Below are 14,470 nucleotides of genomic sequence, written 5' to 3' on the forward strand. Positions count from 1 at the left end.
GCTCCGGGCGAGGCTCTCAGACACGGGCGAGCTCCTTGGTGCCGAAGAGTCCGGCCGGGCGGATCAGGAGCACCGCGACCATGACGAGGTACGGGGCCAGGTCGCCGATCCCCCGGCCGAGGAACGCCAGATCGCTCTGGTAGCCGGTGGCCAGGGACTCGGTGACCCCGACGAGGAGACCGCCGACGAGGGCGCCCGTGGTGGAGTCGAGGCCGCCGAGGATGGCGGCCGGGAAGGCCTTGAGCGCGGCGAGCGAGGTGGCCCGCTCCAGGCCGGGGGTCGGGAAGACGGTGAGGAAGAGCGCGGCGACGGCGGCGAGCGCCCCGGCGACCGCCCAGGCACCGAGCGAGACCCGGCCGAGCCGGATGCCCATCAGGGCGGCCGTCTCCTGGCTCTCGGCGGCGGCCCGCATGGCGACGCCCCAGGAGGTGTACCGGAAGGCGAGCAGGAAGGCGGTGATGAGCAGCGCCGCGGCGAGCAGGGCGGCGATCCTGGTCTGCGCGATCGTGACCGGGCCGAAGGTGACGACGGCGTCGCCCCACGGGTCGCCGAGGGCGAGGATGTCGGTGCCGATCCGGCGGGTCAGCTCGGTGGCGAGCAGGATGTCGACGCCTATGGTGACGATGGCGAGGACGCTGTGGTCGCCGCCCCGGTGCCGGCGCATCACCAGGAACTCCACGGCCGCGCCGACCAGCGCGGCGCCCGCGATGCCCGCGAGCAGGGCGGGCCAGAAGCCGATGTCGTCGTGGAGCACGGCGGTGACGTAGCCGCCGGCCAGGAGGAGCGAGGCGTGGGCGAAGTTGACGACCTCGGTGGCGCGGAAGATGACCACGAAGCCGAGGGCGATGAGGGCGTAGATCGAGCCCAGTGAGACGCCGTTGATCAGGAACTCGGCGAAGGTGCTCACGCGGCGGACTCCTCTCCGAGGTAGGCGCGGACGACCGCGGGGTCGTTCTGGACGTCGGCGGGGGCGCCGTCCGCGATCCGGCGGCCGAAGTCGAGGACCGTGACGGAGTCGGCGAGCCGCATCACCAGGCCCATGTCGTGCTCGACGAGGAGGACCGAGATGCCGAGGCTGTCGCGGACGCCCGCGACGACCGCGGCGGTACGGCGCCGCTCGTCGGCGGTCATCCCCGCGACGGGCTCGTCGAGCAGCAGGAGCCTCGGCTCCGTGCAGAGGGCCCGCGCCAGTTCGGCGAGCTTCTGCTGCCCGTACGGAAGGGAGCCCGCGGGCCGGTCGAGCTGCCGCTCCAGACCGACGAAGGCGGCGATCTCCCGGACCCTGGCGCGGTGGCGCGCCTCCTCGCGGGCGGCGGAGGGGAGACGGAGCCCGGCGGCGACGAAGCCGGTACGGGTGAGGCGGTGGCGGCCGAGCATCAGGCTGTCCTCGACGGTGGCGCGGGGCGGCAGGGCCAGGTTCTGGAAGATCCGGCCGACGCCGAGGGCGGCGATCCGGTGCGGGGGCAGGGCCGTCAGCTCGTGCGGGCCGAGCCGGACGGAGCCCTCGGTGGCGCGGTAGACGCCGGAGAGGACGTTGAAGCAGGTGGACTTTCCGGCGCCGTTGGGTCCGATGAGGGCGTGCACGGTGCCGGGGCGGACGGTGAAGCCGACATCGTCGAGGGCGGTGAGGCCGGCGAAGCGGATGGTGAGACCGCGGACTTCCAGGGCGGGGATGTCGGGGGCGGGGAGGGAAGAGGTCCCGGGGAGGGACGGGGTCCCGGTGCCGGACTGCGGGCCGGGCGGATTCGGTGGTGTCGGCCGGTCCGGCGGTGTCGGCCGGTCCGGCGGTGTCCGCGGGTTCGGTGGTGTCGTCATCGGGGGTCCTCCCAGCGGGACAGGGCCGGGTGCGTGGTGCGGGCCCGTGCCGCGTCGGCGGCGGCGGTCTCGTCGACCACGCCGAGATAGCGGCGGCGCACCTCGTCCGACGCGGCGAGCTCGGCGGCGGGTCCGGAGAGGGTGACCTCGCCGACCTCCAGGACGTACGCGCGGGTGGCGAGGCGCAGGGCGAGCGCCGCGTTCTGTTCGACGAGGAGCACCGCCGTGCCCTGGGCGTTGATCTCGCGGATCGCGTCCGCGATCCGGGCCGCCATCAGCGGTGCGAGGCCCAGGGACGGTTCGTCCAGGAGGAGCAGGCCTGGCGCGGCCATCAGGGCGCGGCCTACGGCGAGCATCTGCTGTTCGCCGCCGGAGAGCAGACCGGCGGGCTGGCGGGCGCGGTCCGCGAGGACGGGGAAGAGTTCGTGGACCCGGCGGAGCGCGCCGGCCTTCGCCGTACGCCCGCCGCGCCGGCCGAGGGCGCCGGCGCGCAGGTTGTCCTCGACCGTCATCCGGGCGAAGACCTGCCGGCCTTCGGGCACCTGTGAGACGCCTGCGGCGACGACCCGGTCGGGCGGCAGCCCGTCGAGCGGCCGGCCGTCCCGGCTCACCGTGCCCGCGACCACGGCGCCGCCGTGGAAGCGCAGGGTCCGCGAGACGGCGCGCAGCAGCGTGGACTTGCCGGCTCCGTTGGCTCCCAGGACGGTGACGACGGCGCCGGCCGGTACGGTCAGCGACACCCGCCGCAGCGCGCGTACCGGTCCGTATCCGACCGTCAGTTCCGTCACCTGGAGGGCGGGTGCGGTACCTCCCATGGTTCCCCTTTCCCCGGCCGCCGTTGCCGCCCGGCCGTTCAGTGGCGCTCACCCCAGCACCGCGCCGGACCGCGCGTCCACGGCCCGCGGCCGAATCGCTGCCGGTGACCAGCGGGCGCGCCGGAGGGCTGTGCATGCGCACAACGCTGCGCGTCAGGGCTGTGCGGGCGGGCCGGGGCGGTGGATCCTCCCGGCATGGGACGGCGCAGAAGGCGGACCGGGGACGACTGGAAGGTGCTCGCGCTGGCGTGCACGGCGCTGCTGGAGCGGGTGCCGGAGCTGGTGGACGAGCATCTGCGGGAACTGCACGCGTACGAGCCCGCGTACGGGCGGATCATCCCGTACGACCAGCACTGGCAGGAGGCCAGGGACGCGATGCGGATCGGGATCGAGATGATCTCGGCGCCCCGGAACTCGCCCCGGCGGGACCTGGAGCACGCGGACGAGATGGGCCGGCGGCGGGCCGCGCAGGGCATGCCGCTCGAACTGGTCGTGCACGCGTACCGGCATGCCGGGCACCTGGTGTGGGACGCGCTGATCGAGGACGCGGGGACCGATGCGGCGCAGTTGGCGGCGCTGATGCAGTCGGCGACGACGGTGTGGTCGGCGGTGGACGCGCAGGCGGACACGGCGTCGGAGGCGTACCGGTCGGCGGAGCTCGAACTGCGGCGCCGTACGGACGAACAGTTGCAGGCGCTCCTGGACGCGCTGCTCCAGGGGCAGCGTCAGCCCGAGCTGGTGGCGCGGGCCGCGGCGGGGCTGGATCTGCTGGAGCAGGGGCGGTACGCGGTGGTGGTGCTGCGTTACGACCGGCGGGAGGAGCGGGAGCCGTTCCACCGGCAGGTGCAGGGCGAGGGGGTGCGGTTCCTGTGGCGGATGGGCGCGGACTGTGAGCTGGGGGTGGTGGCGCTCGCCGGGGGCACGGGTCTTGACGCGCTGTCGGAGCTGCTCGACGGCCGGTGCCCGGGGCCCGGCGGGATCAGTCCGGTGGTGGTGGGGCTGACGGAGCTGGGCCGGGCACGGCGGCTCGCGGAGCTGGCGCTGCGGACGTGTCCGGCGGGCAGCCGGGAGATCGTCCGCCTGGACCGGCGGATGGCGGGCGCGCTGGTGGTGGGCCAGCCGGAGATGGCGAGCCTGCTGGTGTCGGACGTGCTGGGGGGCCTGCTGGAACTGGACCCGGCGGACCGGGCGGTGCTGCTCGAGACGCTGGACGCGTGGCTGGAGTGCGAGGGTTCCGCGGGGCGGGCGGCGGGGCGGCTGTACTGCCACCGGAACACGGTCTTCAACCGGCTGCGGCGCCTGGAACAACTGACGTCCCGGTCGCTGTCCCGGCCGCGGGACCTGACGGAGATGACACTGGCACTGGACGCGTTTCGCCTGACGGCGTCGGGGTGAGGGGGCGGGGGCGGGCACGTGGGGGCGGTTCGACTCCCCGGCCCCGCCCCTTCCCGAAACCCTGCTGGGGGCTGGGGTGAGAGGCCCGGGGGCCGGAGACCGGAGGTCTGAAGGCCCGGGGGCCGGGGCCTCTCCCGTTTCGGAGCGCCCGCCCCCGGTCCTTCCGCGCCGCGGGCCCTACGCCAGGAAGTCCCGTGCGATGTTCGCCGCGACGTCCTCCAGGAGCGGGCCCGCGTTTGCCATCGAGGTGGCCGGGTCGGGTTCCAGGGCCGAGAGGGCGTACGCGCGGCGGATGCCGGCCGTGCCCAGGGCCTCCGGCGGGAGGGCCAGGCGGCCGCAGACCGCCACGACCTCCTTGCCGGCGGCGCGGGCCGCCGCGGCGACGCCCGCCGGGGCCTTGCCGTGGAGGGTCTGCTCGTCGAGCGAGCCCTCGCCGGTGATGACGAGGGTCGCGCGCTCCAGGGCGGGGGCGAAGCCGAGGACGTCCAGCATCAGTTCGATGCCGGGCCGGAAGCTCGCGCCGAGGATGAGCGCGCCGTAGCCGATGCCGCCCGCGCCGCCCGCGCCCGGGGCGAGCGCCGCCTCGGCCGCCCTGGGGCCGACCGCCTTCTCCAGGACGGTGGCGAAGTGCGCGAGGGCCGCGTCCAGGGTGCGGACGTCGTCCGGGGTGGCGCCCTTCTGCGGTCCGTAGACGGCGGGGGCGCCCTTGGGGCCGGTGAGCGGGTTGTCGACGTCGCTGGCGAGGATCAGGTCGACCGTCTCGAAGCGGGGGTCGAGGCCGCTGAGGTCGGCGGTGGCGAGACCCGCGAGGGCCGCGCCGCCGGGGCCCACGGGCTCACCGTCCGCGTCGAGGAGCCGGGCTCCGAGCGCGGCGAGCATGCCGGCGCCGCCGTCGGTGGTGGCGCTGCCGCCGACGCCGAAGACGAGGGTGGTCGCACCGGCGTCCAGGGCCGCGCGGAGCAGCTCGCCGGAGCCGTACGTGGTGGCGGTGAGCGGCGCGAACACACCCGCCGGGAGGAGCTGGAGGCCCGAGGCCTCCGCCATCTCGACGACGGCGGTGGTGCCGCGCAGCGCGAACGCCGCGGTGACCGGTTCGCCGACCGGCCCCGTCACCCGCACCTCGTGCCGTTCGAAACCGGCCGCGACGGCCGCCGCGACGGTGCCGTCGCCGCCGTCCGCGACGGGCAGGGTCTCCACCGTCAGCTCCGGGACGACCCGTCGCAGTCCTGCTGTGACCCGCTCCGCGACCTGCACGGCCGTGAGCGAGCCCTTGAACTTGTCGGCCGCCACCAGCACGTGAGCGACCTGAGTTGCTGCTCCGTCCGTCACCTTGCATCCCTTGCTTTCGAACGTGCAGTCGCGCCGAGGCCGACCCTATCCGTACCGCCGGACGGCGTGCCACCCCCGGATCGGCCGATATTTCGCACCATAGTGGGGTCACATGAGTACGGAACCGATGGAACGGGCACCGGTGGACCCGCCCGACCAGCACACGCCCGACGGCAAGGTCATCGGGATCGGCGTAGCGGCCGTCGTCGCCGTCGTCGCCTGGGCCGCCCTGGGTGAGGACTCCTTCGACAGCGCCTCGTCCACGGCCCTGCAGTGGGTCCTGGCCAATTTCGCGTGGCTGTTCGTGGTCGCCGCGGACGCGTTCCTGGTGCTGTGCGTGGCCATCGCCCTGAGCCGGTTCGGCCGGATCAGGCTGGGCCCGGACGACTCGGAGCCCGAGTTCACCAATCTGGCGTGGATCGCGATGATGTTCAGCGCCGGCATGGGCATCGGTCTGATGTTCTACGGAGTCGGGGAGCCGCTCCAGCACTATCTGAGCCCTCCCCCGGCCAGCGGCGCTCCGGCGGGCACCGGCGCCGCCGCGCTCACGGCGATGGAGTACTCGTTCTTCCACTGGACACTGACCCCGTGGGCGATCTACGGCATCGCCGGGCTCGCGCTCGCGTACGCGGGCTTCCGCAAGGGCCGCGGCAACCGCCTGAGCTCCGCGTTCGTCCCGTTGATGGGGGCGCGGCGGGCGGATTCCTGGCCGGGCAAGGCGATCGACCTGCTCGCGGTCTTCGCGACGGTGTTCGGCACGGCGACGAGTCTGGGACTCGGCGCCCTCCAGGTCGCCGAGGGCCTGAACCTGACGATGGACGTGGAGAACTCGACCGCCACCCAGCTGATCATCATCGTGGCGCTGTCGGCGGCCTTCGTGCTCTCGGCGTTCTCCGGGCTCCACAAGGGCGTGAAGTGGCTCTCGACGCTCAACATCGTCCTCGCGGCCTGTCTGATGCTGTTCGTGTTCCTGCTCGGCCCGACCGTCTACATCCTGGACACCATCCCCGCCTCCGTCGGCGGCTACCTGGACCAGCTGCTCCCGATGGCCAGCCGCACCGGCGCGTTCACCGACCGTGACTGGCTGGGCACGTGGACGATCTTCTACTGGGCGTGGTGGCTGTCCTGGGCGCCGTTCGTCGGCACCTTCATCGCCCGGATCTCGCGCGGCAGGACCATCCGGGAGTTCCTGATGGGCGTGCTGCTCGTACCGTCCGGGGCGACGGTGATCTGGTTCTGCGTGATGGGCGGCACGGCGATCCGGCTGGAGTCCACGGGCGCGGCGGACCTCGCCACGGCCGTCGAGGACGGGGCGGAGGCGTCGCTGTTCGCCATGCTGGAGGCGCTGCCGATCGGCACGGTCACCTCGGTCATCGCGATGCTGCTCGTCATGACGTACTTCGTCACGAGCGCGGACTCGGCGTCGCTGGTCATGGGGTCGCTGACGAGCCGCGGCTCGCTGCACCCGCCGACCTGGCTCGTGGTCACCTGGGGCGTCCTGATGGCCGCGGTGGCGGCGGTGCTGCTGGTGGTGGGCGGGCTGAACTCGCTCCAGACCGCGACGATCCTCGTGGCGCTGCCGTTCGTCCTCGTGATGCTGCTGCTGTGCTTCGCCCTCCTGAAGGAACTGCGGGAGGACCCGGGCGCGGGCCCGGCCCGGCACCACGCGCTGCACGGCCTGCGCGACGCGGTGCGGACACTGGTCGGAGAGGCGATGACCGAGCAGGGCACCGACCGCCACCAGCGGCTCCGCAGGGCGGCGAAGGCCCGCACGGACTTCCAGCCGCCGGAGGACGGGCTCTGAGCCTCACACCCCGCCTCCTCGCCGCGCGCTCCACGCCCCCCTTCGGTACACCGGAGGTATGCGCCTCACGCACGCGGAACTCGCCGACCGGATCCTGGGCGGCTGGACGGGCCGGATCGCCGGGAACATGCTGGGCAAGCCCGTGGAGCAGGGCGAGCACTGGACCCGGGAGCGCATCGACGCGTACCTGCGGCTGACCGACGCCCTCCCGCTGACGGACTACCTTCCTCCCCCGCCGCCCGGCGCCGAGGGCTTCGAGCTGCGGCCCGAGTGGGAGCGGTGCGTGCGCGGCGGGATCGACGGCAGCTGCCGGGACGACGACATCGACTGGTCGATCCTGGGGCTGCACCTCCTGGAGACGTACGGCTCGGGCTTCACGGCCGAGCAGGCGGGCCGGGAGTGGCTGCTGCGGCTCCCGTACCTCCAGACCTTCACGGCCGAGCGGGCCGCCTACCGGAACCTCGTCGCCGGGCTGCGGCCGCCGCTGACGGCCACGTACGACAATCCGCACCAGGAGTGGATCGGCGCGCTGATCCGCGCGGACGCGTACGGCTGGACGTGTCCGGGTGATCCGCGCCGGGCCGCCTCGCTGGCCCGGCGGGACGCGGTCCTCTCGCACACCGGGAACGGGGTGTACGGGGCGATGTGGGCGGCGGCCCTGATCGCGGCGGCCTTCACCGCGCCGGACGTCGGGTCGGCCCTGGAGACGTCCCTGGAGGGGATCCCGGCGGGCAGCCGGCTCGCCAGGACCGTACGGGACACGGCGGCGCTGTACGAGGCGGGGCTCGACTGGCCGACCACGCTCACCACCCAGGCGGAGCGGACGGCGGGGCTCGGCTGGATCCACGTCGTCCCCAACGCGGCCGTGCTGACCGCCGGACTCCTGTACGGGGAGGGGGACTTCACCCGCACGATCGCGCTGACCGTGCGGGGCGGTCTGGACACCGACTCCAACGGCGCGACGGCCGGTTCGGTGGCGGGGGTGATGTGCGGTGCGGCGGCGATCCCGCCCCGGTGGTCGGAGCCGCTGCGGGACCGGGTGAGCAGCGCCGTCCTCGGCTTCGACGGCATCCGGATCGGCGAACTCGCGGAACGGACCGTGCGGTTGGTCGAGCGGACGGAGTGAGCGGACGGCTCGCTCCGTCCCCGTGCCGCGCCGTCAGCCCTGCGGGGGCTCCGGCGGGAGGACCCCGCCGGTGCGCTCCGCCTCGTCCCGGCTGACGGCCCGGGCCTCGGTGCGGTGCCCCCGGGCGATGTAGTCGCGGACGACCGCCTCGACGGCGTCCTGGGGGTTGCCGATGCCGGCCAGAACCATGACTTCCACGACGAGTTCGGCGTCGAGACCGATGTTGACCTTGGCCATGGCGCGAACCTAGCACCCGGCTCAGAACAGGGCGTCCGGTTCCCTCGTACCCGATTCGAAGGCGAGCAGGCGCTGCTTGCGGTCGAGGCCGCCGCCGTAGCCGGTGAGGCCGCCGCCCGCGCCGACCACCCGGTGGCAGGGGACGATGATGCCGACGGGGTTCTTGCCGTTGGCGAGGCCCACGGCCCGGGAGGCGCCGGGGTTGCCGAGTTCCTCGGCGAGTTCGCCGTACGTCCGGGTCTCCCCGTACGGGATGCGGAGGAGCTGCTCCCAGACGCGCAGCTGGAATGCGGTGCCGATCAGGTGCAACGGCAGGTCGAACACGGTGAGTTCGCCGGCGAAGTAGGCGTCGAGCTGGCGGATCGCCTCCCCGAAGGGGCGCGGGTCTGGCTCGCCGAAGGTCTCCTCGGGCGGGCGGTGCCGCTGACCGGTCATGTGGACCCGGCTGAGGACGCCGTCGACGGCGACGAGGGTCAGCGGTTCGTACGGACTGTCCACGACGGTGTGCCGGACGGTGGGGGGCATGGCGGTTCAGTGTCCTTCGCTGGGCAGCAGGTTGATCGGGTGGTCGTCGGTCGCCCACAGGTACTGGACGGCGTAGGCGCGCCAGGGGCGCCAGTGCGCGGCGCGGGCGGTGAGGGCGGCCGGGGTGCCGGGCAGGCCCAGGCCCTCCGCGGCGCGGCGGACGCCGAGGTCGCCGGGGAGGAAGGCGTCGGGGTCGCCGAGGGCCCGCATGGCGATGATCTCTGTGGTCCAGGGGCCGAATCCGGGCAGGGCGAGCAGCCGGGCGCGGGTCTCCTCGCGGTCCTCGGCGGGGCCGAGGGAGAGGGAGCCGTCGGCGAGGGCGCGGACCAGGGTGAGGAGGGTGGTGCGGCGGCTGCGGGGCAGGGCGAGGGTCTCGGGGTCGAGGGCGGCGAGCGCCTCGGGGCCGGGGAAGAGATGGGTGAGGCCGCCCTCGGGGTCGTCGACGGGGGTGCCGTGCGCGGTGACGAGCCGGGCGGCGTGGGTGCGGGCGGCGGCGGTGGACACCTGCTGGCCGAGGACCGCCCGTACGGCGAACTCGGCGGGGTCGACGGTTCCGGGCACCCGCCGGCCGGGCGCCGTGTCCACGATCGTCGCGAGCAGCGGGTCGGCGCGCAGCCGGTCGTCGACGGCCACGGGGTCGGCGTCGAGATCGAGGAGGCGGCGGCAGCGGCTGATCGCCTGGGTGAGGTCGCGCGGGTCGGTGAGGGAGAGCCGGCAGGCGATGTGGTCGGCGCGGGGCACGAGGGCGACGATGCCGTGCCCGTAGGGGAGGCTCAGGGTCCGCCGGTAGGCGCCGTCCCGCCACTCCTCCACACCGGGGACGGCGGTCGCGGCGAGGTGGCCGAAGAGGTTGGAGGGTTCGAGCGGGGCGCGGAACGGCAGCCGCAGGCTGATCACCCCGGGGGTGGTGGCGGTCGCGGCACCGGTGGTCCGGCGGGCGGCGCGGGCGCGGAGTTCGCCGGGGGTCAGGGCGAAGACCTCGCGGACGGTGTCGTTGAAGGTGCGGATGGAGGAGAAGCCGGCCGCGAAGGCGACCTCGCCGAGGGGCATGGGCGTCGTCTCGATGAGGACCCGGGCGGTCTGGGCACGCTGCGCGCGGGCCAGGGCGAGGGGGCCGGCGCCGAGTTCCGCGAGCAGTTGGCGTTCGATCTGGCGGGTGGACCAGCCGAGCCGCCGGGCCAGCCCGGGGACGCCCTCCCGGTCCACGACCCCGTCCTGGATGAGGCGTACGGCGCGGGCGACGGCGTCGGCGCGGACGTTCCACTCGGGCGAACCGGGGCTCGTGTCGGGGCGGCACCGCTTGCAGGCCCGGAATCCGGCGCGCTGGCAGGACGCCGCACTCGGGTGGAACTCCATGTTCTCGGGCTTCGGCGGGACGACCGGGCAGCTGGGTCGGCAGTAGATCCGGGTGGTGCGGACGGCGGTGAAGAACACGCCGTCGAAGCGGGCGTCCTTCGACTGGACGGCCCGTACGCAGCGCTCGGTGTCGGTGTGCATGGTTCAAGGATCGGGGACGGACGGCCCTCGGGCTGGCGAGAAAACGACATGGACGTCCGTCCCCGGCCGGGGCGGGTCAGCCGGTGACCGTCCGGTAGTGGGTGGTGAGCCGGCCGTCCTCGCCGAGGACGTGGAAGGCGAGCGCGGGCGGCTGGTCCAGGTGGACGTGCGGGTTCGCGCCCGGGTGCTCCCAGGGGAGCCGGAGGGAGGAGACGACGCCCGGGGCGACGAGCAGCGGGCGGCCGGCGAAGGTGGTGGCGGCGGCCGTGTGGGCGTGGCCCGCGAGGAAGGCGGTGAGGTGGGGGTGGCGGTCGGCGAGCGCGGCGAGCCGCTCCTCGCCGAACTGCCGGATGCCGTCCACGTAGGGGGTGTGCAGGGGGACGGGCGGGTGGTGGAAGGCGACGAGGACGGGGACCTCGTGCGGGGTGTCGGCGAGGACCCCGTCCAGCCACGCGAGCGTCGCGTCCTCCAGGAAGCCCTCGTCCTTGCCTGGGACCGAGGAGTCGCAGAGGGCGATCACGAAGCCCTCGCCGCGGAGCACCTGGTTGACGGGGGCGGCGGGGTCGGACGGGGCTGCGGGACCGGCCGGGTCCCCGGCCTCCGCCGTGGTGGCCGGGGCGAGGAGGGCCGCCCGGAAGGCGGCCCGCTCGTCGTGGTTCCCGGGGCAGGCGAGCAGCGGATGCCGGGAGCGCAGCAGCTCCCGGACGACCGCGTACTCCTGCGGGGTGCCGTGGTCGGCGAGGTCCCCGGTGACGAGGACGGCCGCCAGGTCGTACGGCAGCTCCTCCAGGTGGCGCAGGACCGCGCGGGTCCGGTCGACGCTGCGCGGTTCCCCGTCGACATGGATGTCGCTGACATGGGCGATGACGATCACGTGACTCGGTCCTCCGTCGGTGCGCGCGAGCGGGTGCTCGTCCGACCGTACGGTGATCACGGTCCGTGCGGTAAGGGCCGGTCGGCGACGGGTGGCCCGGCCCCCGCCGGGGTCCTACTGGCCGCCCACCGGGCCGACGTACGTGCCGGGGCGGGTGGCCGCGTCCTGGAGCAGGACCGAGGAGTAGTCCCAGGTCAGCGTGGTCGAGTGGGTCTCGCCGGGCGGGGTGATGACGATCTTCTTCGGCTTGAACTCGGTGCTGTTGGACTCCGGGTCGTAGGACAGGTAGGTGATGGTGAAGCTGGTCGCGGCCCCCGGCGCCAGGGTGACCTGCCGGGGCTTCTGGGAGGTCTGCCGGGTGAGCGACCAGGTGAGGTCGCCGACCAGGTCGACGCCCGGGTAGCCGTTGAGCACGCAGGTGGCGCCGCTCTTGTTGGTCAGGGCGATGACGACCCCGCCCTGCTCGCCGACGGCCTGGGCGCCGCTGCCGGGCGCGACGGCGAAGCCGAGGCCGGCGGTGGTGCAGCGCTTCGCCGCCCCGGAGGCGCCCGAACCGGAACCCGTCCCGGCGCCCGGGCTCTCCGTACCACCGGAGGAACCACCGGACGCCCCGCCGGACGTCGTACCGCCGGTGGAACCGCCCGAGGTCGAACCGCCCGACGTACCGCCGGTGGTCGCGGCGGACGAGGAGGCGGACGGCGCCGGGGCCGAGGACGCGCCGGGTGCGGCCGAACCGCCGCTCGCCGACCCGCCCGACGAGGCGCCGGAGCAGCCCGTCAGGGCGAGGCCGCACACGAGCGCGGCGGTGGAAAGGACCGGAACACGAAGACCACGCAAGGCTGGAACTCCCCCGTTGCTGTGCCGCGTTCCCACGGCACAAGATCACTTGTCGGCATACGATCACATGCCGTCACGCGGTCGGTCGCACCGGCGCGCCGGACTACTCGAACCGCGTGGTGTCCCCGGCCCCGCGGCGCAGGATCTCGGGATCACCGCTGGAGAAGTCGACGACAGTGGTGGGTTCGGTTCCGCAGTCGCCGGAATCGACCACCGCGTCGACCTGGTGGTCGAGCCGCTCCTTGATCTCCCAGCCCTGGGTGAGCGGTTCGCTCTCGTCGGGCAGCAGGAGGGTGCTGGAGAGCAGCGGCTCACCGAGTTCGGCCAGCAGCGCCTGGGTGACGACGTGGTCGGGGATGCGGACGCCGACCGTCTTCTTCTTGGGGTGGAGGAGCTGGCGCGGCACCTCCTTCGTCGCGGGCAGGATGAAGGTGTAGGGGCCGGGGGTCGCCGCCTTGACCGCGCGGAAGACGTCGTTGTCGATGTGCACGAGCTGGCCCAGCTGGGCGAAGTTCTGGCACATGAGCGTGAAGTGATGCCGGTCGTCGAGGTCGCGGATCGCCCGGATGCGGCTGATGCCGTCCCGGCTGCCGAGGCGGCTGCCGAGCGCGTAACAGGAATCCGTCGGGTACGCGACGAGCGCCCCGTTCCGGATGCTGTCGGCCACCGCTGCGATGGTGCGCGACTGGGGGTTGTCGGGGTGCACGTCGAAGTACTTCGCCATGGGGACAGTCTATTTTCGCAGTCGGCGCCAGACCGCCTTCGCCGCGTTGTGGCCGGACATGCCGTGCACGCCGGGTCCGGGCGGGGTCGCGGAGGAGCAGAGGAAGACCGCCGGGTGCGGGGTGGCGTAGGGCCGGAGCGAGAGGGTGGGGCGCAGCAGGAGCTGGAGGCCACGGGCGGCGCCGCAGGCGATGTCGCCGCCGACGTAGTTGGCGTTGCGGGCGGCGAGTTCGGGGGGTCCGGCGGTGGCGCGGGCCAGGACGCGGTCGCGGAAGCCGGGGGCGAAGCGCTCGATCTGACGCTCGATCGCCTCGGTGAGGTCGCCGGTCCAGCCGTTCGGCACATGGCCGTACGCCCAGAACACGTGCTTGCCCTCGGGGGCGCGGCCCGGGTCGACGAGGCTGGGCTGCGCGGTGATGAGGAAGGGGGCGTCGGGGGCGGTGCCGGAGGAGGCCTGGCGCAGGGCGGTGCCGATCTCCCCGGCGGTGGGGCCGACCTGGACGGTTCCGGCGCGCCGGGCTTCCTCGGCGGTCCACGGTACGGGTCCGTCGAGCGCGTAGTCGATCTTGAAGGCGCTCGCGCCGTACCTGTAGTGGTCGTAGTGGCCGCCGAAGCCCGCGATCCGCGCGAGGGCGGTCGGTGAGGTGTCGAAGACGTAGGCGCGGGCCGGGGGCAGGTCGTCGAGCCGCTTGACCTCGTAGTCGGTGTGGACGGCGCCGCCGAGGTCCTTGAGGTAGGCGGTGAGGGCGTCGGAGATGGACTGGGAGCCGCCCCGGGGCATCGGCCAGCCGTTGGCGTGGGCGGCGAGCGCGAAGACCAGGCCGACGGCGCCGGTGGCGAAACCGTCGAGCGGGGCGATGACATGGCCGACGAGTCCGGCGAACAGCGCGCGGGCCTTCTCGTCCCGGAAGCGGCGCGTCAGCCAGGTGGACGGCGGCAGTCCGGCGAGGCCGAAGCGGGCGAGGGTGACGGGGTCGCGGGGCAGCGCGGTGAGCGGCAGCTGCATGAAGTCCCGGGCGAGGGTGTCCCAGCGACCGAGGAAGGGGGCGACGAGTCTGCGGTACGCGCCCGCGTCGCGCGGCCCGAAGGAGGCGGCGGTCTCGGCGACGGAGCGGGCGAGGACGGCCGCGGTCCCGTCGTCCCAGGGGTGGGCCATGGGCAGTTCGGGGTGGAGCCAGTCCAGTCCGTACCGCTCCAGCGGCATCGTCCTGAAGACGGGCGACCCGATGCCGAGGGGGTGCACGGCCGAGCAGGGGTCGTGGCGGAAGCCGGGGAGGGTGAGTTCCTCGGTCCTGGCGCCGCCGCCGACGGTGGACCTGGCCTCGAAGACGGCCACGGAGAAGCCCCTGCGGGCCAGTTCGACGGCGGCGGTCAGTCCGTTCGGCCCGGCCCCCACGACGACGGCATCGAGCATCGACGTCACCTTCGACACCTTCGGACTCCTTCGTCAGCCGATGGCCAGGGCTCCCAGGATAGGCCGCTGGTGACGCGGG

14 protein-coding genes are annotated in these 14,470 nt (G+C 74.1%); 3 read left to right on the forward strand and 11 right to left on the reverse strand.

Features of this window, described 5'->3' with window-relative positions; all coding sequences use genetic code 11:
• Nucleotides 1-16 precede the first annotated feature (16 nt).
• The 3 genes from ASD33_RS22010 to ASD33_RS22020 form a co-directional block, all read right to left on the reverse strand.
• On the reverse strand, nucleotides 17-907 hold the full coding sequence (locus ASD33_RS22010) for a branched-chain amino acid ABC transporter permease (protein WP_056562943.1): 891 nt from the start codon (nucleotides 905-907) through the stop codon (nucleotides 17-19).
• Nucleotides 904-1,674 carry an ABC transporter ATP-binding protein gene (locus tag ASD33_RS22015; protein WP_056563241.1) on the reverse strand — a complete coding sequence of 257 codons (771 nt, stop codon included), beginning with the start codon at nucleotides 1,672-1,674 and terminating at the stop codon, nucleotides 904-906. Before ASD33_RS22015 ends, ASD33_RS22010 begins: the two co-directional genes overlap by 4 nt.
• Nucleotides 1,675-1,811: 137 nt before the next feature.
• Nucleotides 1,812-2,630: an ABC transporter ATP-binding protein gene (locus tag ASD33_RS22020; RefSeq protein ID WP_056562946.1), complete on the reverse strand. Its 819-nt coding sequence runs from the start codon at nucleotides 2,628-2,630 to the stop codon at nucleotides 1,812-1,814.
• A 195-nt stretch (nucleotides 2,631-2,825) separates the two neighbouring features.
• On the opposite strand from ASD33_RS22020, the gene ASD33_RS22025 reads away from it, so the two are divergent.
• Entirely contained in the window at nucleotides 2,826-4,025 is a 1,200-nt protein-coding gene (locus ASD33_RS22025; protein ID WP_056562949.1) for a helix-turn-helix domain-containing protein, read from the forward strand.
• 177 nt (nucleotides 4,026-4,202) lie between these two features.
• Here ASD33_RS22025 and ASD33_RS22030 read toward each other — a convergent pair whose 3' ends face one another.
• On the reverse strand, nucleotides 4,203-5,354 hold the full coding sequence (locus tag ASD33_RS22030; protein ID WP_056562953.1) for a glycerate kinase: 1,152 nt from the start codon (nucleotides 5,352-5,354) through the stop codon (nucleotides 4,203-4,205).
• 112 nt (nucleotides 5,355-5,466) lie between these two features.
• On the opposite strand from ASD33_RS22030, the gene ASD33_RS22035 reads away from it, so the two are divergent.
• Nucleotides 5,467-7,158 (forward strand): BCCT family transporter, encoded by a 1,692-nt coding sequence (locus tag ASD33_RS22035; protein ID WP_056562955.1) that lies wholly within the window; start codon nucleotides 5,467-5,469, stop codon nucleotides 7,156-7,158.
• A 58-nt stretch (nucleotides 7,159-7,216) separates the two neighbouring features.
• Entirely contained in the window at nucleotides 7,217-8,284 is a 1,068-nt protein-coding gene (locus ASD33_RS22040; RefSeq protein WP_056562958.1) for an ADP-ribosylglycohydrolase family protein, read from the forward strand.
• Between the two features lie 33 nt (nucleotides 8,285-8,317).
• Here ASD33_RS22040 and ASD33_RS22045 read toward each other — a convergent pair whose 3' ends face one another.
• The 7 genes from ASD33_RS22045 to ASD33_RS22075 form a co-directional block, all read right to left on the reverse strand.
• On the reverse strand, nucleotides 8,318-8,521 hold the full coding sequence (locus ASD33_RS22045) for a type II toxin-antitoxin system VapB family antitoxin (protein ID WP_056562962.1): 204 nt from the start codon (nucleotides 8,519-8,521) through the stop codon (nucleotides 8,318-8,320).
• 21 nt (nucleotides 8,522-8,542) lie between these two features.
• Nucleotides 8,543-9,046, reverse strand: a complete 504-nt coding sequence (locus tag ASD33_RS22050; RefSeq protein WP_056562965.1) for a methylated-DNA--[protein]-cysteine S-methyltransferase — start codon at nucleotides 9,044-9,046, stop codon at nucleotides 8,543-8,545.
• Nucleotides 9,047-9,052: 6 nt separating this feature from the next.
• Nucleotides 9,053-10,543, reverse strand: a complete 1,491-nt coding sequence (locus tag ASD33_RS22055; RefSeq protein ID WP_056562969.1) for a DNA-3-methyladenine glycosylase 2 — start codon at nucleotides 10,541-10,543, stop codon at nucleotides 9,053-9,055.
• A gap of 76 nt (nucleotides 10,544-10,619) precedes the next feature.
• A complete protein-coding gene (locus ASD33_RS22060) occupies nucleotides 10,620-11,417 on the reverse strand; it encodes a metallophosphoesterase (RefSeq protein ID WP_056563246.1) in 798 nt (265 codons plus the stop codon).
• 114 nt (nucleotides 11,418-11,531) lie between these two features.
• Complete coding sequence (locus ASD33_RS22065; protein WP_157870067.1) at nucleotides 11,532-12,254, reverse strand: DUF4232 domain-containing protein; 723 nt, start codon at nucleotides 12,252-12,254, stop codon at nucleotides 11,532-11,534.
• A gap of 103 nt (nucleotides 12,255-12,357) precedes the next feature.
• Nucleotides 12,358-12,978 (reverse strand): L-threonylcarbamoyladenylate synthase, encoded by a 621-nt coding sequence (locus ASD33_RS22070; protein WP_056562974.1) that lies wholly within the window; start codon nucleotides 12,976-12,978, stop codon nucleotides 12,358-12,360.
• 9 nt (nucleotides 12,979-12,987) lie between these two features.
• Nucleotides 12,988-14,400, reverse strand: coding sequence for an NAD(P)/FAD-dependent oxidoreductase (locus tag ASD33_RS22075; RefSeq protein ID WP_056563250.1), 1,413 nt, complete (start codon nucleotides 14,398-14,400; stop codon nucleotides 12,988-12,990).
• Between the last annotated feature and the right edge of the window lie 70 nt (nucleotides 14,401-14,470).

The sequence above is a fragment of the Streptomyces sp. Root1304 genome (assembly GCF_001426405.1).
In the GTDB taxonomy this organism is placed as follows: Bacteria; Actinomycetota; Actinomycetes; order Streptomycetales; family Streptomycetaceae; genus Streptomyces.

Bases quoted from the DNA above. Each gene is read 5' to 3' on its own strand.
- ASD33_RS22020 (WP_056562946.1), bottom strand. From the start codon at position 2,630: ATGGGAGGTACCGCACCCGCCCTCCAGGTGACGGAACTGACGGTCGGA.
- ASD33_RS22025 (WP_056562949.1), top strand. From the start codon at position 2,826: ATGGGACGGCGCAGAAGGCGGACCGGGGACGACTGGAAGGTGCTCGCG.
- ASD33_RS22035 (WP_056562955.1), top strand. From the start codon at position 5,467: ATGAGTACGGAACCGATGGAACGGGCACCGGTGGACCCGCCCGACCAG.
- ASD33_RS22040 (WP_056562958.1), top strand. From the start codon at position 7,217: ATGCGCCTCACGCACGCGGAACTCGCCGACCGGATCCTGGGCGGCTGG.
- ASD33_RS22045 (WP_056562962.1), bottom strand. From the start codon at position 8,521: ATGGCCAAGGTCAACATCGGTCTCGACGCCGAACTCGTCGTGGAAGTC.
- ASD33_RS22050 (WP_056562965.1), bottom strand. From the start codon at position 9,046: ATGCCCCCCACCGTCCGGCACACCGTCGTGGACAGTCCGTACGAACCG.
- ASD33_RS22055 (WP_056562969.1), bottom strand. From the start codon at position 10,543: ATGCACACCGACACCGAGCGCTGCGTACGGGCCGTCCAGTCGAAGGAC.
- ASD33_RS22070 (WP_056562974.1), bottom strand. From the start codon at position 12,978: ATGGCGAAGTACTTCGACGTGCACCCCGACAACCCCCAGTCGCGCACC.